Source organism: Xanthomonas sp. WHRI 8932A (genome assembly GCF_035012785.1).
GTDB lineage: Bacteria > Pseudomonadota > Gammaproteobacteria > Xanthomonadales > Xanthomonadaceae > Xanthomonas.
Genome location: NZ_JAYGQQ010000005.1, coordinates 211,416 through 232,920, shown reverse-complemented (window position 1 = coordinate 232,920; position 21,505 = coordinate 211,416). Strand labels below are relative to the sequence as shown.

17 protein-coding genes and 3 other RNA genes are annotated in these 21,505 nt (G+C 65.1%); 4 read left to right on the top strand and 16 right to left on the bottom strand.

What is annotated here, in order from left to right; genetic code table 11:
• Positions 1-61: 61 nt before the first annotated feature.
• From VC212_RS10045 to VC212_RS10030, 4 genes are all read right to left on the bottom strand, one after another.
• Positions 62-1,579 carry a tryptophan halogenase family protein gene (locus tag VC212_RS10045; RefSeq protein WP_115554291.1) on the bottom strand — a complete coding sequence of 506 codons (1,518 nt, stop codon included), beginning with the start codon at positions 1,577-1,579 and terminating at the stop codon, positions 62-64.
• A 41-nt stretch (positions 1,580-1,620) separates the two neighbouring features.
• On the bottom strand, positions 1,621-2,649 hold the full coding sequence (locus VC212_RS10040) for a cupin-like domain-containing protein (protein ID WP_323515284.1): 1,029 nt from the start codon (positions 2,647-2,649) through the stop codon (positions 1,621-1,623).
• A gap of 4 nt (positions 2,650-2,653) precedes the next feature.
• On the bottom strand, positions 2,654-3,415 hold the full coding sequence (locus VC212_RS10035) for a SapC family protein (protein WP_323515285.1): 762 nt from the start codon (positions 3,413-3,415) through the stop codon (positions 2,654-2,656).
• 468 nt (positions 3,416-3,883) lie between these two features.
• Positions 3,884-7,039, bottom strand: a complete 3,156-nt coding sequence (locus tag VC212_RS10030; RefSeq protein ID WP_323515286.1) for a TonB-dependent receptor — start codon at positions 7,037-7,039, stop codon at positions 3,884-3,886.
• Between the two features lie 174 nt (positions 7,040-7,213).
• Between VC212_RS10030 and VC212_RS10025 the strand changes: the two genes are divergently transcribed.
• A non-coding RNA gene (locus VC212_RS10025) (sX9 sRNA) lies at positions 7,214-7,290 on the top strand.
• Between the two features lie 617 nt (positions 7,291-7,907).
• Here VC212_RS10025 and VC212_RS10020 read toward each other — a convergent pair.
• The 3 genes from VC212_RS10020 to soxR form a co-directional block, all read right to left on the bottom strand.
• Positions 7,908-9,914 carry a M1 family metallopeptidase gene (locus VC212_RS10020; protein WP_323515289.1) on the bottom strand — a complete coding sequence of 669 codons (2,007 nt, stop codon included), beginning with the start codon at positions 9,912-9,914 and terminating at the stop codon, positions 7,908-7,910.
• Between the two features lie 210 nt (positions 9,915-10,124).
• A non-coding RNA gene (locus VC212_RS10015) (sX9 sRNA) lies at positions 10,125-10,200 on the bottom strand.
• A gap of 450 nt (positions 10,201-10,650) precedes the next feature.
• Positions 10,651-11,097, bottom strand: a complete 447-nt coding sequence (soxR, locus tag VC212_RS10010; RefSeq protein WP_055850382.1) for a redox-sensitive transcriptional activator SoxR — start codon at positions 11,095-11,097, stop codon at positions 10,651-10,653.
• 97 nt (positions 11,098-11,194) lie between these two features.
• On the opposite strand from soxR, the gene VC212_RS10005 reads away from it, so the two are divergent.
• Positions 11,195-12,565, top strand: coding sequence for an MFS transporter (locus VC212_RS10005; RefSeq protein ID WP_323515290.1), 1,371 nt, complete (start codon positions 11,195-11,197; stop codon positions 12,563-12,565).
• A 464-nt stretch (positions 12,566-13,029) separates the two neighbouring features.
• On the opposite strand, the gene VC212_RS10000 is transcribed toward VC212_RS10005, so the two are convergent.
• The 9 genes from VC212_RS10000 to pdxH form a co-directional block, all read right to left on the bottom strand.
• Positions 13,030-14,196 carry a glutathionylspermidine synthase family protein gene (locus VC212_RS10000; protein ID WP_323515291.1) on the bottom strand — a complete coding sequence of 389 codons (1,167 nt, stop codon included), beginning with the start codon at positions 14,194-14,196 and terminating at the stop codon, positions 13,030-13,032.
• 1 nt (position 14,197) lies between these two features.
• Positions 14,198-14,770, bottom strand: a complete 573-nt coding sequence (locus VC212_RS09995) for a DUF1190 domain-containing protein (protein WP_115513532.1) — start codon at positions 14,768-14,770, stop codon at positions 14,198-14,200.
• Positions 14,771-14,783: 13 nt separating this feature from the next.
• Positions 14,784-15,188, bottom strand: coding sequence for a DUF350 domain-containing protein (locus VC212_RS09990; RefSeq protein WP_115513533.1), 405 nt, complete (start codon positions 15,186-15,188; stop codon positions 14,784-14,786).
• A gap of 34 nt (positions 15,189-15,222) precedes the next feature.
• Positions 15,223-15,900 carry a YjfK family protein gene (locus VC212_RS09985; RefSeq protein WP_323515292.1) on the bottom strand — a complete coding sequence of 226 codons (678 nt, stop codon included), beginning with the start codon at positions 15,898-15,900 and terminating at the stop codon, positions 15,223-15,225.
• Entirely contained in the window at positions 15,897-16,976 is a 1,080-nt protein-coding gene (locus VC212_RS09980; protein ID WP_115554296.1) for an ion channel, read from the bottom strand. The genes VC212_RS09985 and VC212_RS09980 overlap by 4 nt, the downstream gene beginning before the upstream one ends.
• A 31-nt stretch (positions 16,977-17,007) precedes the next feature.
• A non-coding RNA gene (locus VC212_RS09975) (sX9 sRNA) lies at positions 17,008-17,083 on the bottom strand.
• Positions 17,084-17,149: 66 nt separating this feature from the next.
• A complete protein-coding gene (locus VC212_RS09970; protein WP_115513536.1) occupies positions 17,150-17,923 on the bottom strand; it encodes a PspA/IM30 family protein in 774 nt (257 codons plus the stop codon).
• 12 nt (positions 17,924-17,935) lie between these two features.
• Positions 17,936-18,352, bottom strand: coding sequence for a YjfI family protein (locus VC212_RS09965; protein ID WP_055849451.1), 417 nt, complete (start codon positions 18,350-18,352; stop codon positions 17,936-17,938).
• Between the two features lie 335 nt (positions 18,353-18,687).
• Positions 18,688-19,287: a pyridoxamine 5'-phosphate oxidase gene (gene pdxH, locus VC212_RS09960; protein ID WP_323515293.1), complete on the bottom strand. Its 600-nt coding sequence runs from the start codon at positions 19,285-19,287 to the stop codon at positions 18,688-18,690.
• A 204-nt stretch (positions 19,288-19,491) separates the two neighbouring features.
• Between pdxH and VC212_RS09955 the strand changes: the two genes are divergently transcribed.
• The gene (locus VC212_RS09955) at positions 19,492-20,034 is read left to right on the top strand and encodes a shikimate kinase (protein WP_055850381.1); all 543 of its coding nucleotides are present in this window, start codon (positions 19,492-19,494) and stop codon (positions 20,032-20,034) included.
• A complete protein-coding gene (gene aroB, locus VC212_RS09950; RefSeq protein ID WP_323515295.1) occupies positions 20,031-21,143 on the top strand; it encodes a 3-dehydroquinate synthase in 1,113 nt (370 codons plus the stop codon). The genes VC212_RS09955 and aroB overlap by 4 nt, the downstream gene beginning before the upstream one ends.
• The last annotated feature ends 362 nt before the right edge of the window (positions 21,144-21,505 follow it).

The window sequence follows — 21,505 nt, the reverse complement described above, 5'->3', positions numbered from 1 at the left end:
GTGATCTTTAGTTGGAGCACGCAGGCATCTTAAGGTGTGGGAAACAAGCAACTAAACATACCTACATAGCCACCCGCCTGCGCCCACCCCATAGCTGCTCGTCAGCCTTGCAATAGCGCTCGATGAAGTCCTGCTGCGACGGCATCTGCTCCACCACGCGCTGGATCGGCTGCGCAATGCCATCCAGCAGGCGGCGCAGATCGGTGTCGGACAACGCCGCCGCCAGCGGATGATGCTGCTGCGGCACGATGCCCTGCCCCAGCATTACGTGCGTCCAGGAGTCCACGCGAAACAGTTCGTCGGTGCCTTGCCAGGCGTGCGCACGCTCGCGCCACGCACGCAGACGCAGGCGCAGCGAGTCGGGCAGTTCCATGTCGCGACACTGCTGCCACAGCGGCTCGTCGCGCTGCGTAGCGTGATAGTGCAAGGTGACGAAATCGCGCACGTGTTCCATCTCGGTGCGGCTGATGTCGTTGAACACATCGACCTGCGACGGCGCGATGCCATCGGCCGGGAACAACGTGATCAACCGTACCACCGCGGCAATGGTGAGATGGATGCTGGTGGATTCCAACGGCTCGATAAAACCGCTGGCCAGACCGAGCGAGACCACATTTTTGTTCCAGGCCTTGAGCCGTCGCCCAGTGCGGAACGGCACCAGCCACGGCTCCTTGACCGGGGTTGCGGCCGTGTCGCGCAGGAGCTTGGCGTGCGCCTCGTCATCGGACATGTGCTGGCTGGAAAACACCAGACCGTTGCCAACGCGATGCTGCAACGGAATATGCCAGCGCCAGCCTGCCTCATGCGCAATAGCGCGCGTATACGGCACCGGTGGCCCCACTGCTTCGGTCTGCACCGCCACCGCGCGGTCGCACGGCAGCCAGTGGCTCCAGTCTTCGTAGCCGGTGTGCAGCGTCTGCTCGATCAACAGACCGCGGAAGCCGGTGCAATCGATAAACAGGTCGCCTTCGATCACCTGCCCGTCCTCCAGCACCAGCGCGGCCACATCGCCGCTATCCGGCTGCAACGTCACCTGCTGGATCTTGCCCTCGACACGCGTGACCCCGTGCGCTTCGCTGCGCGTGCGCAGAAACCGCGCGTACAACGCCGCATCCAGGTGGTAGGCATAGTTGACGGCCGGCTCGCGTGGCAATGCGAAGCGGTCCACACGGGAGGCCACGGTTTCCAGGCAGTAGTCTCCGAACGCGCCGGGCATGCCGCGGCGCTGACTTTCCAGCCATAGATGATGGAACGCGCACACCAGCGTGCTCTGGCCGGTAATGCCGAAGGGGTGGATATAGCGCTCGCCCTGCCGGCGCCAATGCTCGAACGAGATCGACAACTTGAACGTGCCGGCGACCGCGCGCAGAAACTCCTGTTCGTCGATCTGCAAAAACCGATGAAAGGTGCGGATGGGCGGCACCGTGGACTCGCCCACCCCCACGGTGGCGATCTGATCGGACTCGACCAGGGTGATGTCCAACAAGTCGCGAAACTGATGCGACAACGCGCAGGCGGCGATCCAGCCGGCGGTGCCGCCCCCGGCGATGACAACCTTGCGAATCCTGGCCTGGTTCACGGCGTTTTCCTGTCAGTGGGAGCACAACACGATGGAGGTGATCAGCGATTGAGCTTGCCGATCAGCATGGCGCGCAGCTGGCGCGCGAGTGTGGGGTCGATCGGGCCCAGCACCTGGCGCGCGTGCTCGGGCAGATGTTCGCCGGCACGCTCGGCAGGGCCGAACACGTAGTAGTCGAACAACGCACGCCAGGCGGCCTTTTCCGAAGCCGGGCGGTCGCGGATGGCCCACAGCGCGTGATACAGCGCCTGCATCGGTGCAGGCAGCTGCGCGGGAGCGGTGCTCCACCAATAATTGACCAGCACATTGAACGGCTGCAGCGATTGCACGTGGTGCCACCACATGCTGGGGATGAAAATCGCATCGCCCGGTTCCAGCACCGCCGTGCGCGCCTGCGACAACGCATCGGCCATGCGCGGATAGCGCGCAAGATCCGGATCGATCACATCCACCATGCTCACCACCTGCCCGCCCGGCGTGGGCTCCAGCGGGCCCGGATACAGATTGGCCACCTGCTCGGGCGCAAACAGCGTGAAGCGCCGCTGGCCTACCGCGCACACCGCCAAGTTATTGGGCGCATCGAAATGGCAGGAGGCGATGACCCGGTTGCCAATCCAGATGCTGGGCGGCACGGCATTGCCATCTGCGCTGACATCCAGCGCATTGCCTGCCGCAAAACCCGGCAGATACGCATCGATCGGCAACGAGGCCAGGTAGTACGTGGGCGGCTGCGGATCGTCCAGATGCGCGTCGATCGCGTCCAGCAGCGCGCTCAAGCTGCCGCGCTGCACCTCGAAATTGAGATCGCTGCAATCGTCGCGATAAAACGGCCGCCCGCCGATGTCCGGAGCGCCATACGAATACTGCAGTGCGCGGCCGGTATCCATGCCGCGCAACTGCGCCATGGCCTGCGATGTACCACGCTGCGCGGCCTGCACCAGCGCCCAGTCGCACGCCACCCCGCGCAGCACCAGCGGCTGCGCAGCCGCGCACAACTGCGCCAGCAACGCCGCATCCGGCCGGCAGTCGCTGCACTCGGGCAACGGGGCGATCGATGACAATGCGCTCATGCGATCAAGCGTGTGCTGCGGCTGCAGCAGCGGCCTGCACGTGCTGTAGCCGGCGCTGCTTCTCGCCCATCAGCCGGCGCAGGTTGTGGTGCGAGGCCAGCATCAGGAAGGCGCCTTCCAGATACCCGGCGTGATGCAGCTGCTGCAAGCCTGCGCCATCCAGCGCGGCCAATCGCTCACGGTCGATGCTGTGCAGCCCTTCCAGGTGCACGCCGTGGCTGTCGTCGAGCACCACATCCAGCTTCACCGGTTGAATCAGGCCCAGCGCATCGAAGGCGGCGCACATCGCCTGCCCCGCATCCATGCCGTCACGGATGCCGCGCAACACGCTGATGATGTGTTCCAGATAGGCGCTGTGCCCGCCCTGCGGCATAAACACCGGCTCGCCGTCGGCGCGACTGATGCGCGGGTGCTCCAGGTCGACATGAATCACCGGCTCCTGCACGAGCGCGCCATCGATACGCTGCTCCTGAAACCCGATCAGAAACGGCCCCTTGGCGACGATGCCTGGTAGGTAACCGGCATTCCAGCGGCCGTCTTGCAGAAACAGGTTTTCGTCGGGCGCAAAGCCCAGCAGCGCCACCGACTGATAGGCGCCGGTGGCCGCATCCTTGCGAAAGAACAGCGGGTATTCGCGTTGCAGCTCGGCGTACTCGGTGACGAACGCCGGCACAAAGCCCACCGCATCGCCGAATTCGGCACCAAAGCGCAGAATCACGCGCAGATCGTGGTGCGCCACATTGTTGAGCACTGCATATCGCGTCATCTAAAGCTCCAGCAGTGGCCTGCGATGGGCACTGCACCGGTCGGGGATCGATCACGCGACGACATGCCGCGCCTGCTGCCCGCGAGCATTGCCAAAAAGTGCGAAGCCGGCAAGCGGCAGAGCAGCATGTGCCGCCGGACTGCAGATGATGGGCTGTCGATTGGCGGACACGTCATCCGTGGGCCGGTTTCACTTCGATGACGCAGCGCAACTGTGCCGCCTGTTGCGCTCGTCTCCGATATCGCTGCCGGGTGACGCATGCAGCCTGTGTGGCTGGTGTGGCTGGTGTGGCTGGTGTGGCTAGTGCGGCTGGCGCGGCAGCGTCGCCCACACAAATGTCGACTGGCACAGTCGCATGCGTGTATCGCGCAGAGACGGCCTGCGCGGCAACCGGCGTGCACCAAGGCACACACCGGCTGCGCAGACAGGCCGCACTGGCGTCAAAGCATGAAAACCACTGCGATGCACTCAGAACGCGTAGCGCACACCCAACGTATAGCGCGGCTGCTGGTCGATCAGGCGGACGATCTGCTTCTCCGACCGCCCGTGCCAACGCACGTCTTCGCCGGTGAGGTTGATTGCCTCAAAACCCACCGACAGCTGCTTGTTGAACGCGTAGCTGAGGCTGAGATCGATCTGCTGATAAGCCTCGACGTAGTACGGGTTGCGATTGGAAGCGTCCTGATTGGCCGCGATCAGGTACTCGTCGCGCCAGTTCCAGGCCAGACGCGCGCTCCAACCGTACTTCTCGAACATCAGCATCACGTTGGCGGTATCGCTCAAGCCAAGCAACGCGAATTGATCGCGATCGATGACGTTGTTGTCGAATGCCACATCGCCTTCGACGATGGTGTAGTTGGCGTAGATACCAAAGCCGGTGCTGCCGAAGAAGTACTGACCGCCCAGCTCCCAGCCGTGAATATTGGCCTTGTTCTGGTTGACCGGTCGCGACACATCGAACTGATACAGCGGGTCGGATGCATTGCCCACGATGTCGTACGCATTTTCCAACGCCAGGCTTTGCGCCGAGCCGCCGTTATACGCACCCAGGCCACCGGTGGCAGCGGCGTTACGCAGCAAGGCCATTGCCGCAAACAGCGAGGTATCGTTGGCCGAGCAGGCCGCCGCCACGTCGTTGCCGGCGGCGCCCACCTGCGCGGTGCAGGCGCCGCTTTGCAGGAACGCCAATGCCGCCTGCGCGTCCGGCCCCGAGGTCGGGTCGGTCAAGCCGTACAGGGTTTCGCGCGAGACTGTGGTGCCGATGAAATTGCTGACGCGCTTGTTCCAGAACGTGGCCGACACATAGCTGGCATCGGCGAAATACCATTCCAGCGCCAGGTCGAGGTTGTCCGATTCCAGCGGGTCCAAGGTCGGCGTCTGCGAATCGCCACTGGCGCGGTTGGACGGGTTGATCAGGACCGAGCCGGACGGCGTGTTCGGCGTGGGTCCGGCGATGAGGTTGTTGTACGGCGCCCGCGCAATGGTCTGGCCGAACGAGGCACGGCCTTTCAGCGAATCGGTGATATCGATGCTGAAATCCAGATTCGGCAGGATGTAGTTGTAGCTGGTCTTCTCGCTGAAGGGCTGCTGTTCGGCGGAGCGCAGCAACTGGAAGTCGTTGTTGGCCTGCCATTGCAGCGCGACGGGCGTGGCCACCTGCGAGGTGGATTCCACATCGGTGCGCTCGTAACGCAGGCCCAGGCGCGTGTTGGTGGTCATGCCGGCGATGTCGCCAGTCAATTCCAGTTGCACATACGCCGCGCGGGTCTTTTCTTCGACCTGATTGTCCGCGCTGTACAGCGGGTTGTAGCGCGTCGCAGCGCCGTACTGGCTTCCACCCCATAGCGCCAGCTGGCTGGCATCGCCGCGCCATGCATTACGCGCGGCGCCATTGGCGTTGAAGTCATCGAACATGCCGACGATGCTCACAGGCCGCAACAGGTCGGTCATGCCCGGCTCCCTGCCGGCGTTGGCCACGCCCCAGTCGCCCAGCGTGGAGTAATTGTCGCTGGTCAGGCGGTGCATGGTGGTGTTGGACGAGCTGACGCCGAACTGAAAACGCCCGTCGTCGAAATCGAACTTGCCATCCAGGCGGCCTTCCTTGGTCTCGGTCACCTGCTTTTGATAGTAGATGCGCTGCACCTGCGAACCCAGATTGTTCTTGGTGAAGTCCGGGTTGACCACGCCATTGGTACCGGCCAGCGAATCGGCGACGGTGGGATACCACGTGCGTGCGCCGATCGGCAGCGAGTTGTTGAACCACAACTCCTGCCCCCACTGGCCGCCGCAGGACGGACCACCGGTGCAGTTGTTGGTGCCGGCAAAGCTGAAATAAGTCGCGCTGCCGCCGGTGACCGGATCGTTGGGCAGGCTCTGGGTCTTGGAGTTGTGCGCATCGAAGGTCAGCTGAAAGCGGTCGCTCACCTGCCAGTCCGCGTTGAAGCCGAGCGAACCGAGCGTGTACTTCTGCTCGTTGCGCTGCTGCTCCATGCCGAAGTCCTTGGCGCCGTTGGGCACATCGCGCAGATACACCGGCGTGGCCACGGTCTGACCGGTATCGAAGGTCAGATCGGTGAAGCTGTTGGCGCGTTGCAGCCAGATGCCCTGCTCGCCGCGTTCTTCGCGGATTTCATTGGACGAATAGGTGTAATCCAGGGTCAGCGTGAGGCTGTCGGTCGGTGCGAACTGCATCACCGCCTGGCCGTTCATGCGCTCGCGCTGGAAATCGGCAAACGCGTAACGGATATCGTTGGGCAGGCCATACAGCTGGCCGATGGCCGGCGCGTTGGTCACCACGGTGTCCGGACGCAGTGCCGGGTCGGTGCCGGTCCAGCGCTGAATGTTCCAGCGATTTTCGGTGGCCTGCACCGAGCCGCCATGACGCTTCTGATAACTGGCGCTCAGGCCGATGCCGAAGGTCTTGTCCGGGTTGGTGTAGCTGAAGATGCCCGACACTTCCGGGGTGAGCGAATCGCCGAACGGCTGCGAGCGGTCGGACACCATCTTGGCGCCGGCATTGGCCACCACGCCCTCGTGATTGAACGGCTTGTCGGTCTGGATGTTGATCGTGGCGCCGATACCGCCACTGGGTGCAGTGGCGCGGCTGGTCTTGAACACTTCGATGCCGGTAATGGCTTCGGAGGCGAGCTGCGCGAAATTGAATGCGCGCGTGCCCACATCCACGCCACCGATGGGCGTCTGCCCGGGCGCACCGAAGGCGTCGGCACCGGGAATCAGGCGGCCATTGAGCGTAACCGTATTGAATTGCGGGCCGAAGCCGCGGGCGGTGACCTGCGCGCCTTCGCCATCGCGGCGTTCGATCGAGATGCCGGTGATGCGTTGCAGCGATTCGGCCAGGTTGGTGTCCGGAAACTTGCCGATATCTTCGGCGCTGATCGCATCCACCACACCGGCGGCATCACGCTTGATGCCCATCGACTGGTCCAGGCTGCTGCGGATACCGGTGACGTTGACGGTATCGAGCGTGGTGGCGGAGTCGCTGCTGGACTGCGGCGCGGGTGTCGGCGGCGCGACGTCCTGCGCAAACGCGGGATTGATGACCAACAGGCCGCCAACGAAGGTGAACATGGCCTTCGACTTGAAGCTGTTCAACGTACGACGCATCGATGTGTCCTCGGGAGTGGAGTCCAACCGCCTACGGCCGATGTCGCGGCATGCGACACGGCGAAGTCATGACCACCGCCCGGCGGGCGATGGAATAGCACTGCTGTGAATACGAGCAGCTGACAAACCTGCTGTGCAGCCGCCAGAAGGACGGGGCCGGTGCTCGGAATCGGCATGTACCACTCGTACATTCCGGTTCTGAGCGCGCCGTCCGCACTCGCCTGACCACTGCTCGCTACGTTTTGTTGGTTGCTCTAACGGTCCCCTAGCGCGCATGCCGCCGATCGCCCCTACGATCGTCGACTGCGTTGTGCATTGCATGCCTGCAGCAGACATCGCCAACAGAGGTGATGTCGGCGATAGCTGCGCAACGCGTGCCCTGCACGGTGTGTCTGCCAGTGATAGCGCTAACACGCTGCGCAGCCTAGTCAGGCGATAAAGCGCTTGTCACCGTGCGTTGCAGCATAGTGATGGGCACGCACTGTTACAGCCGATACGGCACTCGCTTGAGCCCGCATGCGGTACTCAATGGCAGCGCGGCTGTAAGCGTTATCATCCGATTGCGCGAAAACCGGCGGCAGCTACGGTGAAATTCGCACAATGAAACCGGCGCAGCAGGGTCGCGCAAGGCGATTGCGCAAACGTCGCATCGACAACACCGTGGTTGACTCAGACGCACCACGCACATGATGGCCATGCACTGATGCTGGCTGACGTCGTGGCGTTGGAAACCAGTGCAGCGCGGACGGGTGCACAAAGAAAAGCGGCGCAATCTTCGCAATCGATTGCGCCGTGTAGCGCGGTTGCAGCGCGCGGCGATTGCGCGCATTGGCGAGCGGGGTCGTCAGCCCGCTCGCGCTGGCGTCGGTCAGCCGATCACGTCCACGCGATCGTCGCTGCGGTCGGCATCCGGCAGCGCATGATCCGGGTCCAGGGTCACGTGCAGCACTTTCTGCGTGGTGGGCAGCGTCAAGGTCGGGGCGGTGTTCTGCAGCCAGGTCTCCACCGGCACGCGACGGTCCAGGTGGCTGCCGTCGGCCAGATCCACGCGTACGGTGACCGGCATCACCAGTTTCTGCCGGCTACGCAAGGTGAGCTGCAGCCCCTTGGCCGGGTCGTGATCGACGTACTGCGCGCGGGCGATGCCCATGTCCAGCTGCCAGTTATTGAGATACCAGCCGCGCCACCACCAGCTCAGGTCTTCACCGCTTTCGCTTTCCATCAACCGGAAGAAATCCGAAGGCGTGGGATGTTTGTAAGCCCAGGTGGCGATGTATTTGCGAAACGCGGGATCGAAGCGCTCCGGTCCCAAAATCTGCTCGCGCAGCAACACCAACCCCAACGCGCCTTTGAAATAGGTCAGCGGATGACGGTAGGTTTCGCTGGTGGCATCGGCGATATCCATCAAGGTGGGCGCCGTGCGATCTGCCAGCAACGGCAGGATTTCATCGACCGGGTTTCCGCCCTTGGGCGCATATTCCGAGTCGCGCTTGGGCGCGTATTCGCCCTTGTTGAAGGCATCCGATGCGTACACATCGATAAAGGTGTTGAAGCCTTCGTCCATGAAGGCATGGCGGCGTTCGTTGGAGCCGACGATCATCGGGAACCAGGTGTGGCCGATCTCGTGTGCGGTGATCCAGAACAGGTCCTTGCCGCCGTCTTCGAAGCCGTCGAACACGATGCCCGGGTATTCCATGCCCGCGCCGTAGCCGCCCAGGTTGATCGCAGCAGGCCACGGGTACGCATACCACTGCGAAAAATGTTCGATCGCGCCTTTGACGTATTCGGTGGAGCGGTTCCATTTATCGGCGCCCACCCCCTCCATCGGGTACACCGACATCGCCAGCGACTGCTTGCCGCCCGGCAGGTTGATGCGTGCGGCATCCCAGACGAACGCAGGCGATGCGGCAAACGCGACATCGCGCGTGTGCTCCATATGGAAGCGCCAGGTGCGCGTGCCGCTGGCTGCCGGCGCCGCTGCGCGTGCGGCGACCTCTGCAGGCGTGCGGATCAGCACCGTGCGGTCGCTGTCGCGCGCCTGTTGCAGACGTTGCTGCTCGGCGCGGCTGAGCACCTCGGTCGGGTTGGTCAACGCACCGGAACCGGCCACCAGAAATCCATCCGGCACGGTCACCGCGTAATCGAAGTCGCCGTACTCCAGATAGAACTCCGAGCCCAGATACGGTTGCGTGTCCCAGCCACGCAGATCGTCGTAGACGGCCATGCGCGGGTACCACTGCGCAATTTCGTAGATTTCGCCCTGCTTGCTGGCGCTGTAGGCGGTGCGCCCGCCCCAGGTGCCGGGAATGCGGTAGCGGTAACGAATCTGCAGCGTCAGCGCCTTGCCCTGCCCGGCTAGCGGTTCTGGCAGATCCACGCGCATGCGGGTGTCGTCCACCACGAAATGCGCGGGCTGGCGGCGGCCATCGCGCTCGATCTCCACGCTGGCGATCTGCATGCCCTCGGTGAACTCGGTGCGCCGCGATGGACGGCTGGCCGCCGCGCGCGCGTCGGCGCGGTACATGTTCTGGTCCAGCTGCAGCCACAGCACGTCCAACGTGTCCGGGCTGTGGTTGGTGTAATGGATGGCGGCGGTGCCGGTGAGTGTGTGGCTGGCCGGATCGATGCGCGCGTCGAGCTGGTAATCGGCACGGTTCTGCCAAAACAACGGCCCGGGCACGCCACTGCCGCTGCGATACGCATTGGGCGCATCGGGTAATTGCAACGGGGCGAACAAGGCCAGTGGATCGAAAGGGCTGGCCAGTGCGGGTGCTGCGGTTGCGGAACTGGCTGGTGCGGGAGCGGCAAGTGCGGGCACGGCAACGCATGCAAGTGACAATGCAACGGTAAGCGATCGGCGCACGGTGGGGGTCATGCGAAATCCTGCGGCGTGGGGGACTTCCATCCTACGGCGCGCCTCGCCGCGCGCGGGAATGCCATTGGTCCCGGATGGCGCTGCACGATTCCGCGGCAGCAGCGCTCCGCTCGACGATCTACACGACGGCCATGCCGGTGATGCTGAGAGCGGCTACCAAAACTAATCCACGCCTGCCTACCGCAGAACGGCTGATCTGCGGCTTAGAGTGGCTAACAAAACGTAGCGAGCAGTCGTCAGGTGGGTGCGGACGGCGCGAAGGAACCGGAGTGTACGAGTGGTACATGAGGATTTCGAGCACCGGCCGCGCGCCCTGGCGGCTGCACAGTAGTTTTATTAGCTGCTCTTGGTTGCAGGGCCCTTGCCCACCTACCATCGCGGGACACGCTGCAAGTACGTCCTTGTCAGCGCTTACGCGGCATCCATGCCGCGTAAGGTCCCGCGACGGTAGGCAGGCAAGGACCAGTCGGGATGGTCGGTATGCATGGCTTTGAGTAAAGCAGCCAGCAAACTCTCTGGTGCGGTGTCCTCGCCGATTGCGGGACCGTGTGGCGGCATGGATGCCGCCACCGAGCCCCCATGGACGGGTTCACGGCGTGTGCCGCGAGCGGCGAAGGCACCGCGCACGCGATCCACTCAGCGTTTGACCTGGACTTCTGACCGCATCCACCAAGACACGGCCGACAAAACCAGACTCACCGCCAGGCGCCCGCTCGCTACGTTTCGTTAGCCACTCTTATTCCGGAATCAAGCTGCCCAGTCGCAACGCACCATCGCCGTCCGCGCCGAGTGCGTCGTCCGGGTTGCTCAAGCGGCATCGGCGCAACGACAGGCAGCCGCAGCCGATGCAATCGGTGAGCTGGTCGCGCAGGGCCTGCAGTTCGCTGATGCGCGCATCCAGCTGCCCGCGCCAGCGCGCGGACATGCGCGCCCATTCCGCGCGCGTGGGCGTGCGCTGATCCGGCAATACCGAGAACGCGTCCAGCACCTGCTGCAATGGCACCCCGAGCCGTTGCGCGACACGAATCACCGCGATGCGCCGCAACACATCGCGCGCATAACGCCGCTGGTTGCCTGCAGTGCGCAGGCTGCGGATCAGGCCTTTGCGCTCATAGAAATGCAATGCCGATACCGCCACGCCACTGCGCTTGGCCACTTCGCCCACCGACAACTCACGCTGCATTGCCTTGACCTCAACCTTGGTTGAGGCAGGATGCTGCGCGGCCATGACCGACGCAAGCGCCACGGTCACGCCCCTGCTCACTCGCTCTGGATGTTCGATGCCCACCGATACCGCCCTGCCCGCCACACCGCCCCACGCCACGCACCCCACCTCGATCCTGGCAGCGCCATATCGCGCCGCCACGCTCGGCATGGTCGCGCTGGTATCGCTCAATGCCTTCGAATCGCTGGCGGTGGCCGCCGCCATGCCCACCGTGGCGCGCGAGTTGAACGGCTTGCCGCTGTACGCGCTGGCCTTTGGCGGCACACTGGCCACCAGCGTGGTGGGCATGACCGCCGCCGGGCGCTGGAGCGACCGTCGCGGCCCCGGCGGCGCGCTGGGCGTCGGGCTGCTGTGTTTTGTGATCGGGCTATTGATCGCCGGGCTGGCGCCGAGCATGCCGTCGCTGATCGCCGGGCGCCTGTTGCAGGGGCTGGGCGCCGGCGCGTATTCGGTGGCGTTGTACGTGATTGTCGGGCGGCTGTATCCGGAAGCGTTGCGGCCACGCGTGTTTGCCGCCTTCTCCGCCGGCTGGGTGGTGCCGTCGTTGATCGGGCCGAGCATCAGTGGGTTGATCGTGCAGCACGTGGGCTGGCGTTGGGTGTTTCTATCGGTGCCGCTGCTGGCGATTCCGGCCGGGTTGATGCTGTGGCCGGCACTGCGCGGGCGGAGCTGGACCAATGCGGATCCCGCCGCGCCGACTGCCTCGCTGGGCTGGGCCATCGGCGCGGCGTTGGGCGTACTGGGCGTGTACCTGGGCGGTCAGTTGCGCGGCATGACTGCGCTGGGCGCGATGCTGCCGCCGCTGTTGCTCACGCTGTATTGCGCGTGGCAGCTGTTGCCGGACGGCACGCTGCGGCTGGCGCGCGGGTTGCCCAGCGTGATCGCGCTGCGTGGCATCGCCGCGGCGGCGTTCTTCGGGTTCGAGGCGTTCTTGCCGTTGCTGCTGTCGCGCGAACGCGGGCTCACGCCGCTGCTGGCGGGCGTGGCACTGAGCGTAGGCGCGCTCGGCTGGTTCAGTGGCTCGTGGTACCAGGGCCACAGCCGCGCCGGCTGGTCGCGGCCGCGCCTGCTCAAGACCGGCGCGCTGCTGATGACGCTGGGCATCGTGATCGGCGCAGGCGCGGTGTGGCCGGCGATTCCGGTGCCGCTGGCAGTCGCCGGCTGGGCGCTGACCGGCCTGGGCATGGGCCTGGTGTATCCCAGCCTGTCGGTGCTGACGCTGGCCTTGTCGCCACCGGCGCAGCAAGGCGCCAACAGCTCTGCGATGCAACTGAGCGAAGCGATTGCCGTTGCCGGCATGCTGGCGCTGGCCGGCGCGCTCTTCGCCGCGCTGTTGGCGTCGGCACCATGGGCGGCCTACCTGAGCGTCTTCGCGCTGGCCTGGTTGCTGGCGATGGCGGGCTTCTTTGTGGCGCGGCGAGTGTGACGAGGGCTGCGTGGTTGGCGCGGTGAGTTGTAGTGCGGATAGGCGGATGCCGCATGCGCATCGGATCGACGCGGATACGTTGTGCAGGCCTTCTGCAAACGATCATGCCTGGTTGGCCGACTGCATCCGCAGTGACATCGCGACGCAGAGCGCTTCCAGAAGTTTGCCGATTCTGTCCAGATCGCTGCAAAACCTGCGCCGGCTTGCCCACCGCGAGCGATTGGTCATTTTTTCGCCACCCATCTTGACAGCGTTGCGGGCCGGGGCCTACACGCAGTTGTCCACAGCCTTGTGCAAGTTCCATCCACAGGGGGTGTGGAAAACCTGCGCTGCGTCGCACAGCCCGCAGGGCTTGCGCGCAACTGCGGCGTATGCAAAGCAAACGCCGCAGTTACCTGGACACGCGTGGTGCGCATCGTCGGTACGACCACATCGCCTATCTGCAACGCGCCGACGCGTTGAGATCAGTCCACGATCACATGCGGCACGAAGCGCGAGGTGTCGCGGGTGATCGGGCCATCGTCGTCGCGCATGCCCAACCCGGCGGGGCGATCGGCCACCACCCAACTGCCCACCAGCGCATGGCGGCCATCGAAGACCGGCAACGGGTGGTGCGCCTGCAGGATCGCCGGGCCGTCCACATACGGGCCATCGGTGTGTGCGGCCTCGCCTTGCGCGGTGACCAGCGCGATGTTGGCGCCTTCGCGCGAGAGCAGCGGTTTGCGTACCCAACCGGCAGCGGGTGCTTCGCCGGCCTGCGCAAAACGGGCTGCCAGCAGATTGGGATGCCCTTCATGGCGTTCCCACAGCAGCGGCAGGATGCCCTTGTTGCTCAATACGGATTTCCATGCCGGTTCGATCAGGCGCACGCGGTTGGCGATCAACGCCGGGCCGAAGCGCTCTTCCATCATGAATTCCAGCGGATACAGCTTGAACAAGGTCTGGATCACGCGGTCCTGGTCATCGGTGAACCAGCCTTCGGCGCTCAGGCCGATGTCTTCGATGGCGACTTCTTCGGTCGCAATGCCGACCTGATGCGCGCAATCGCGCAGATAACGCACAGTGGCGCGGTCTTCCAGCGAGTCGCGCACCGCCGAAAAATGCATCTGCGCACCCAACCCGCCATCCACCGCCAGCGCGCCCAGCGTTTCGCACAACAGATCCTGGATCAGGTTGTACTGATCAGTGCCCGCTGGCAGCACGCCGGCGGCGATCTGCTGCTCCAGCCACAACCACTGGAAATACGCAGCCTCATACAACGAGGTAGGCGTGTCGTAATTGAGCTCGTACAACTTGGCCGGGCCGTTGCCGGAGTACGCCAGGTCCATGCGGCCATACAGATGCGGGTCGCGGTTCTTCCAGGAGTTGGCGATCCAGTCCCAGTAAAACGGCGGGATGGCCAGCTTGGTCAGCAGCGCCTCGGAGCCGACCACTTCGTCCACCAACTGCATCGCCATGTCGTGCAGGTCTTGGGTGGGCGCTTCGATGTCGTCTTCGATCTGCCGCAACGAAAAGGCGTAGTACGCGCGTTCGTCCCAATACGGCTCGCCGTCGATGGTGTGGAAATGGAAACCGAGCGACTCGGCCTGCGTGCGCCAATCCGGGCGTTCGGCAATTGCAATGCGTTGCATGTCAGCCGCCGAACCCGGAACTGCGCCCGCCGCTGCCGAACGAGCTGCGTGCCGCCGCACTGGAGCCAAAGCCCGAGCGCGACACGGTGATCGCACGCGTCGGCATATCGATCGCACCGCTACGTCCGCGCACGCTGCCGATGCGATTGCTGGCCAGATCGCCATTGGGCTTGTAATAGCCGCCGCTGCGGTAATCACGATACAGCGGAATCGAGCCGCCGTAGCGATAGCCGCCACCGCCGGTCATGTTGCCCAGCGCGTAACCCAGCAAAAAACCGCCCATCGGCGGAATCCAGCTCTGCTGGCCCTGATTCTGCACCGCGGTGCAGCTACCGAACTGTTCGTCGCACTCATAGCGCGTGTTGAAACGCGGCGCGGCCTGCTGGTGCTTGGCCACCGCTTCGTCGTAGGCCTTGAGGCATTGCTGGATGTCGTTCTGTTCCTGCTTGACCTGGTAGCAGTCGGAGGCCGACTGCAGCACCACGCCGGTTTCCGGCTCCGAGCCACAGCCGGTGACCAGCGCGGCCGGCAATGCCGCCATCAGGGTGAGCTTGAGATTGCGTGATCGCTTCATGGCGCAGGCTCCGTTACGGCGTGATCGCTGCGGCGTTGATCAGGCCAACCGCGATCGACACGCCGGCAGAAAAAATACCGGCGGCGGCGACGTTGTCGGTGATCTGCCGCGAGATGCGTCCGGCCACCAGGTTGGCCAGCAGATACGCCACCACCTGGATACCGCAGGCGACCACGCCCCAGATCAAGGCATCGATCAGACTCACCGAATGGGTGATGGCCGAATGCAACGGCAGCGCCACCCCGATGAGGTTGCCGGCCAGCGCGGTGGCGGCAGCCACATTGCCTTGCCGCAGCAAGGTGAAATCCTTGTGCGGGGTGACCAGGGTCACCAGCACCACCGCGACGATCAACACGCCCAGGCCGGTACCGAAGTAGGAAAGAAACGCGAGAAAACTCTGCAGATTGATCGGATTCATGACAGGACCGGTTGAGTGAAGGGCTAGCGCGCGCTCAGGTGATGTCCAGGTCGGCGACGGTGACGTCGATACCGACCGCGTAGGTCACGCAAAATTCGTTGGGGCCGGAATCCTCGCCGGTCACCAGCAGGAACTCTTCGCGCTGCAGCTCGGGCACATCGCGGCTGTAGAGCATGGCGTAATGGGTCAGGTCGCCATCGCGGCGCGGCGGCTGATAGCGGTACAGCACCTCGTCGTAGGCGATCGGCGGAATGCGCGCGGCATCATCGGTGGATTGGGTGGCGCGCTCCCAGCGTTTGCCGGCGTACTCGATCTGCGCCGCGCCCAGGTGCGGGTGCCGCATCACGAACTCCTGAAACGCCTGCTTGCTCGGCGGGTTCACCGTCTCGCAATACACGAATGCCTTCATCGCCTCCAGATCGCCGCCCACGGTGGTGACCTGCAAAAACGCATCGTCGTCCAGATAGAACCGGTGCAGCGAATAACCATCGCCCAGATTGACGTGGCCATAGCACGGGATGCCCTGATTGCCGCTCGGCAACTCGGCGGTCATGGCATCCGGCGCCATGCGGTACAGCGTGGTATCGATGGCCACCTGCCCCCCCACGCGCAGGCCCAGCGGCAGTGCGTGCCCGATGGCGCCGGTGCCGGAGCTGGGCAACGGTGGGGGTTGCGGTTGGCCGAACAACTTGCTGAAAAAACTCATCGTCAAACACCTTGTGGCGATGCAGGAATGGGGTCGGCGGCGCGCAGTGCCTGCCACGCAATCGCCTGCGCTGGCACCCGCTGTTCGGCCAGGTAATACAGCATGGCACCGCCGGCGACAGCGGTGCGTGCTGGCGGGTTCAAGCGCAATGCGCCATCGGGCGCACGCAGCCCCAGCAGCAAAGCGCCGCGCTGGCTGAAATCGGCGGCGAGCCGGCTGTAATCCAGCGCGTCCACCTCCGCAGGCACGGCAAGACTGAACTGGGTGGGGCCATCGTCCACCGACAACAACTCGGCGGTGATGGCGGCACTGCCCGGGTCCTGCGCGGCGCGGGCCAGGATTTCGGCGGTCATCGGGCGCGTGCACTCGATGGCCGGGTAATGGTGGTTGACCAGACGCGCGGCGCTGGCCGAGTCGAAATGCGCCACCACATGCGCGCGCGGCGCATGCGCCATCAACGCGAACACCGCGGCCAGGGTCTGGTCGTCGGACGGCGGATTGACGATCACCCGCGCCGCGCCGGCGATGCCGGCGCGCAGGTACACCTCGGTATGCGTGTAGGACTCGGCGGCGACAAAGCGCATGTGGTCGGGCATCGGGTTTTCAGCGACGCCTTCGGCGATCAGCACCACGCCTTCGTCGTCGGTGGCGGTGTCCGACAGCAGCAGCTCCAGCAAGCGTGCCGAGGCCGCGCCCTGCCAGCCGATCAAAATGGTGTGCCCGCTCAAATCGGCGTAGGCCATCTTGCCCATGGAATGACGCCTCCAAAACGTGATGAGGACGCCGCTGGTCTTGGCCAGCACCGTGGCGAACAACGCCACCGCGCCCGGCATCAACACGAACGCGGCGATATAGCGCCCGGCCACCGAGCCCGGCGACAGGTCGCCATAGCCGATGGTGGTGGCGGTGGTCATGTAGTAATACGGAAACGCATCCAGACCGACCAGCTTGTGCTCGCCAGCCAGCCACAGCAACGCCCAGCTCAGGCCCATGTGGGCCAGCAACGCCAGCGCCACCATGCCCCAACTGACGCGGCGCACATGGCGCCGCAAGACCCGGAACAGCTTTCCAACAATGATCATGGCGCGTCCTGTGCCGTGGCGCTGTAAGAGCGGCTGACAAAACGTAGCGAGCAGTCGCCAGGTGGGTGTGGACGACGCGCAGGAACCGGAGTGTACGAGTGGTACATGAGGATTCCGAGCACCGGCCGCGCCCGCCTGGCGGTGAGCACAGTCGTTTTATTAGCTGTTCTAAGTTAGCTGTCGCTGCGGGGAACCTGCTGCACGTCGCGCACCTGGCCGATCAACGGCGCGGTCCCGCTGGCGGTGTCGTGGCCGAGTTGGGCGGCCGGCTTCTTGAAGCGTGCCAGCACCGCGGCTGCATTGGATTCGCCTTCCATCAGGCCGGCTGCGGCCAGACGCCGATTCAGATCGCCATCGCCAGTGGACGATTCGAGCTCTTCGGCCGATTCGATGCGTGCGGAGGTTTCGGCCTGGCGCGCCTTGATACGCTCCAGCGATTCCAGTGCCGAGCCCATCTTGCTGCTGGCACCGGAATGCCGCGCAGCGATGGCGGCCTGCGCCTTCTGCACTGCATCGGTGGCCTTGACGGTGTCGATCTGCTGGCGCATGCCGCGCAGCTGGTTTTCGGTCTTCTGGATGGTGGCCTTGAGCGTCACCACCGATTGGTCCAGCGACGTCTTGGACGCCTTGTCGCCGGCGTCTTCGCTTTCCAGCGCGGCCAGTTTGACCGCCACGTCATGCGCCAGCGCTTCGTCGTTCTTGGCCAGCGCGCCTTCGATATAACGCGTGTACTCGGCCATCTTGCCGCCACGCGCGTCGATCTTCTGCTGCGCCAGCTTGCTCTGCGCCATCAGCTTGGTCAGCTCTTCGCGCGAGCGCGTGAGCTGGGCGCCGGCATCGCGCATTTCCTGGTCCAGGATGCGCAACGCGTTGGCGTCGACCGCTTTCTGGCCGGTTTCATGTGCGGTGCCACGCAGCAGCGTGATCAGTTTGGAAAAAATACTCATGACAACACGCCTTTAGGAAAAGAACGGCTTGAGAGATTCGGCGGCATCCAGCGTATTGGCCGCCAGGGTCTGGATTTCCTCGTCGATCTGGTCGAGCGTGGACGACGCCGACAGCTCGCCGAAGACCACATAGGCATCCTTGCCATCGACCTGGACCAGGCCCAGGTTGGACAAGGGATTGAGCGGATTGAGCCGCAGGCAGGCGTCGTTGAAGGCTGCGCGGTCGCTGACCTGGTCGGCGTTGGCCAGCAGCGTGGAAACGAACACCTGCGAGCCGGAGGCGGCAACCTGGATCTGCATGTCGCCGTGGTCGGCCAGGATGAGGTTGATGGCCGGTTCCAGCCCGTCGATCAACTCGACCTCGATCGGCTGGTCGCGGTAGCGCTCGGCCAGCAGGCCGTGCAATTCGACAGTGGTGTACTGCGTCATACGATGTCCTGTCCTTTGGAAACGATGGTCAAGCGATGGGCGGACATACTACAGACTGTTCGCGACCGGCAGAACGTGCCGTTTGGCACCGGTTATGCCGCATCCAGTGCCGCGGCTTGGGCAGGTGAGCAGCACGGCCAGGTCTCGGTCTACCCAGGGCAGCGAGGCGTCCGGACAGGGCGGCAGAGGCCAGGCGCCAGGCATCGCGCGCCTGCACGCCAAGGCAGCGGTACGTGGCACCGACCGGGTGCGCCCTCTCTTTAGCAGGCGTCGCAGCGCCAATACCGCACCGTGCGCCAGCGGCTCGCCCGCGAGCGCGCCGCAGATGGCCGGACTTACGGGTACAGCATCCGCTTGGTCCACCGGCTGGCCGCATCGGCCTCATAGCGCCAGCGCTCATGCAGGCGGAACTTGGCGCCGTACCAGAACTCGAACGCCTGCGGCACCACCCGGAAGCCGCCCCAGCCGTCCGGACGCGGCACCTCACGGCCTTCGAAGGTGGCTTCGACCTTGGCGATCGCCGTATCGAACTCCTCGCGCGAGCCCAGCGTCTGCGATTGCAACGAAGCCCACGCGCCGATCTGGCTCATGCGCGGGCGCGAGGCGAAATACGCGTCCGATTCGTCCGCGCTCACCAGCTGCACGCCGCCTTCGATACGCACCTGGATGCCGGCCTCGCGCAAGCTGCGCCACAAGAACAGCAGCGCCGCCTGCGGATGGGTCTGCAGATCGCGGCCTTTTGCGCTGTCCAGATGCGTGTAGAACACGAATCCGCGCGTGTCGAAGGCCTTGAGCAGCACGGTGCGCGCGCTCGGCCGCCCATCCACGTTGGCGGTGGCCACGGTCATTGCGCTGGCTTCCAGCTCGGCGCTGTTCTGCGCCTCGGCATACAGCGCGGTAAAGGTGGCAAGCGCTTCTGCGTACAGATCGGGCATGACGGTAGGTGGCAGCAGGACAAGCGCCCATTGTGGGCGCATCGCACGCGCTTGTCGCATGGGCTGGCTGTCGCCGCCTGCGCAGTTGGCATTGCCATGGGCGCGCGGTTGCTGCGGCAGGCACCGGCCATGCGCGGGACGCGCTGGTATTAGCGCACATCGGGCGGCCCGGTCCGCGCGTGCAGAATGCTACGATCCGTGCGCATGAACCCCGCACCCAATCTCGTGATGATCGGCCCGATGGGCGCCGGAAAAAGCTGCATCGGCCGCCGCCTGGCCGAGCGCTTCGGGCTGGAGTTTGTGGATGTGGATCAGGCCATTGTCGAACACGTGGGCAGCAGCATCCCCGCCATCTTCGAACAGCATGGCGAAGCGCGCTTTCGGCAGCATGAAACCGAGACCTTGCAGGCGCTGTTGCAACAGGACAACAAACTCATTTCCACCGGTGGCGGCGCGGTGCTGGATCCGCTCAACCGCGCGCGGATTCGTGAGCGCGGGTTTGTGGTCTATCTGCACGTGAGCGTGCCGGCGCAACTCACCCGGCTGGCGCGCGACCGCAATCGCCCGCTGCTGCAGCGCGCCGACCGCGAGCAGGTGCTGCACGCGATGGCCGCACATCGCACCCCGCTGTATCAGGAGGTCGCCGACCTCACCCTGGAAACCGATCACTTCTCCCCCGCCGAGGCCACCGCGCAGCTGGTGCTGCGCCTGGCTGCGCAATGGCGCATGTCGAGTACCCCCGCATGACACTTCCCCGTTCCTCGCGCAGCGTCGATGTCGACGGTGCGCAGCCGTACACCATCACCATTGCTCCCGGCCTGCTGGCCGACGGCGCGCGCCTGGCCAGCCATGTGCGCGGCCGCCACGTGCTGTTGCTCAGCGACACGCAGGTGGCGCCGCACTACGCGGCCGGCGTGCGCAGCGCGCTGCTGCGGGCGCGCCCGGACCTGCAACTGGGCGAGCTGGTGATCGCCGCCGGCGAAGCCTCCAAGACGCTGGACAACTTCGGCGCCGCCATCACCGCGCTGGCCGAACTGGGCGCCACTCGCGATGCCTGCGTGTTCGCGCTCGGCGGCGGCGTGGTCGGCGACCTGGCCGGCTTCGCCGCCGCCTGCTGGATGCGCGGCGTGGACTGCGTGCAGCTGCCAACCAGCCTGCTGGCGATGGTGGATTCGTCGGTCGGCGGCAAGACCGCGGTGGATATCCCGCAGGGCAAGAACCTGGTCGGCGCCTTCCATCCGCCACGCGCGGTGATCGCCGATACCGACACCCTGCACACCCTGCCCGCCCGCGAACTGCGCGCTGGCCTTGCCGAAGTGATCAAGTACGGCGCCATCCGCGACCCGCTGTTCTTCCAGTGGCTGCACGCCGAACGCCGCGCCTTGCTCGACAGCGACGCCGCGGCGCTGGCACAGGCCATTGCCCGCAGCTGCGAACACAAGGCCGAGATCGTGGCGCGCGACCCGCTGGAAAAAGGCGAGCGCGCCCTGCTCAACCTCGGCCACACCTTTGGCCACGCCATCGAGACCGAGCAAGGCTACGGCGCGCCCGGCAACGACAACCTCAACCATGGCGAAGCGGTGGCGGTGGGCATGGTGCTGGCCGCGCGCCTGTCGGCCGCGCTGGGCATGAGCGACGCGCAGGACACCGAGGCGCTGCGCACCCTGCTGCAAGAGTTCGACCTGCCCACCGAGATCCCGCCCGGCCTGTCGCCCGAGGCCCTGCTGGGGCGCATGCGCCTGGACAAGAAGAACGTCGCCGGCCGGCTGCGCCTGGTGCTGTGGCGCGGCATCGGCAAGGCCGAAGTGGTGCCCGATGTGGACGAGGCGGCGGTGCTGCGGATTCTGGCGGGGTGAGGTTGTCGTTGGCCGGTTGAGGTTACGTTGGCTGGTTGAGGGTGCGTTGGCTGGTTGAGGTGGCGTTGGCCGGTTGAGGTTGCGTTGGCTGGTTGAGGTTGCGTTGGCTGGTTGAGGTTGCGTCGGCTGGTTGAGGGTGCGTTGGCTGGTTGGGGTTGCGTTGGCTGGTTGAGGGTGCGTCGGCTGGTTGAGGTTGCGTCGGCTGGTTGAGGTTGCGTCGGCTGGTTGAGGGTGCGTCGGCTGGTTGAGGGTGCGTTGGCTGGTTGGGGTTGCGTTGGCTGGTTGAGGGTGCGTCGGCTGGTTGAGGTTGCGTCGGCTGGTTGAGGGTGCGTCGGCAGGTTGAGGTTGCGTCGGCTAATTGA

Bases quoted from the DNA above. Each gene is read 5' to 3' on its own strand.
- soxR (WP_055850382.1), bottom strand. From the start codon at position 11,097: ATGCAGCGTGAGTTGTCGGTGGGCGAAGTGGCCAAGCGCAGTGGCGTG.
- pdxH (WP_323515293.1), bottom strand. From the start codon at position 19,287: ATGCCCGATCTGTACGCAGAAGCGCTTGCCACCTTTACCGCGCTGTAT.
- aroB (WP_323515295.1), top strand. From the start codon at position 20,031: ATGACACTTCCCCGTTCCTCGCGCAGCGTCGATGTCGACGGTGCGCAG.
- VC212_RS09995 (WP_115513532.1), bottom strand. From the start codon at position 14,770: ATGAAGCGATCACGCAATCTCAAGCTCACCCTGATGGCGGCATTGCCG.
- VC212_RS10005 (WP_323515290.1), top strand. From the start codon at position 11,195: ATGCCCACCGATACCGCCCTGCCCGCCACACCGCCCCACGCCACGCAC.
- VC212_RS09980 (WP_115554296.1), bottom strand. From the start codon at position 16,976: ATGATCATTGTTGGAAAGCTGTTCCGGGTCTTGCGGCGCCATGTGCGC.
- VC212_RS10040 (WP_323515284.1), bottom strand. From the start codon at position 2,649: ATGAGCGCATTGTCATCGATCGCCCCGTTGCCCGAGTGCAGCGACTGC.
- VC212_RS09970 (WP_115513536.1), bottom strand. From the start codon at position 17,923: ATGAGTATTTTTTCCAAACTGATCACGCTGCTGCGTGGCACCGCACAT.
- VC212_RS09955 (WP_055850381.1), top strand. From the start codon at position 19,492: ATGAACCCCGCACCCAATCTCGTGATGATCGGCCCGATGGGCGCCGGA.
- VC212_RS10000 (WP_323515291.1), bottom strand. From the start codon at position 14,196: ATGCAACGCATTGCAATTGCCGAACGCCCGGATTGGCGCACGCAGGCC.
- VC212_RS09965 (WP_055849451.1), bottom strand. From the start codon at position 18,352: ATGACGCAGTACACCACTGTCGAATTGCACGGCCTGCTGGCCGAGCGC.
- VC212_RS10030 (WP_323515286.1), bottom strand. From the start codon at position 7,039: ATGCGTCGTACGTTGAACAGCTTCAAGTCGAAGGCCATGTTCACCTTC.
- VC212_RS10020 (WP_323515289.1), bottom strand. From the start codon at position 9,914: ATGACCCCCACCGTGCGCCGATCGCTTACCGTTGCATTGTCACTTGCA.
- VC212_RS10035 (WP_323515285.1), bottom strand. From the start codon at position 3,415: ATGACGCGATATGCAGTGCTCAACAATGTGGCGCACCACGATCTGCGC.
- VC212_RS09990 (WP_115513533.1), bottom strand. From the start codon at position 15,188: ATGAATCCGATCAATCTGCAGAGTTTTCTCGCGTTTCTTTCCTACTTC.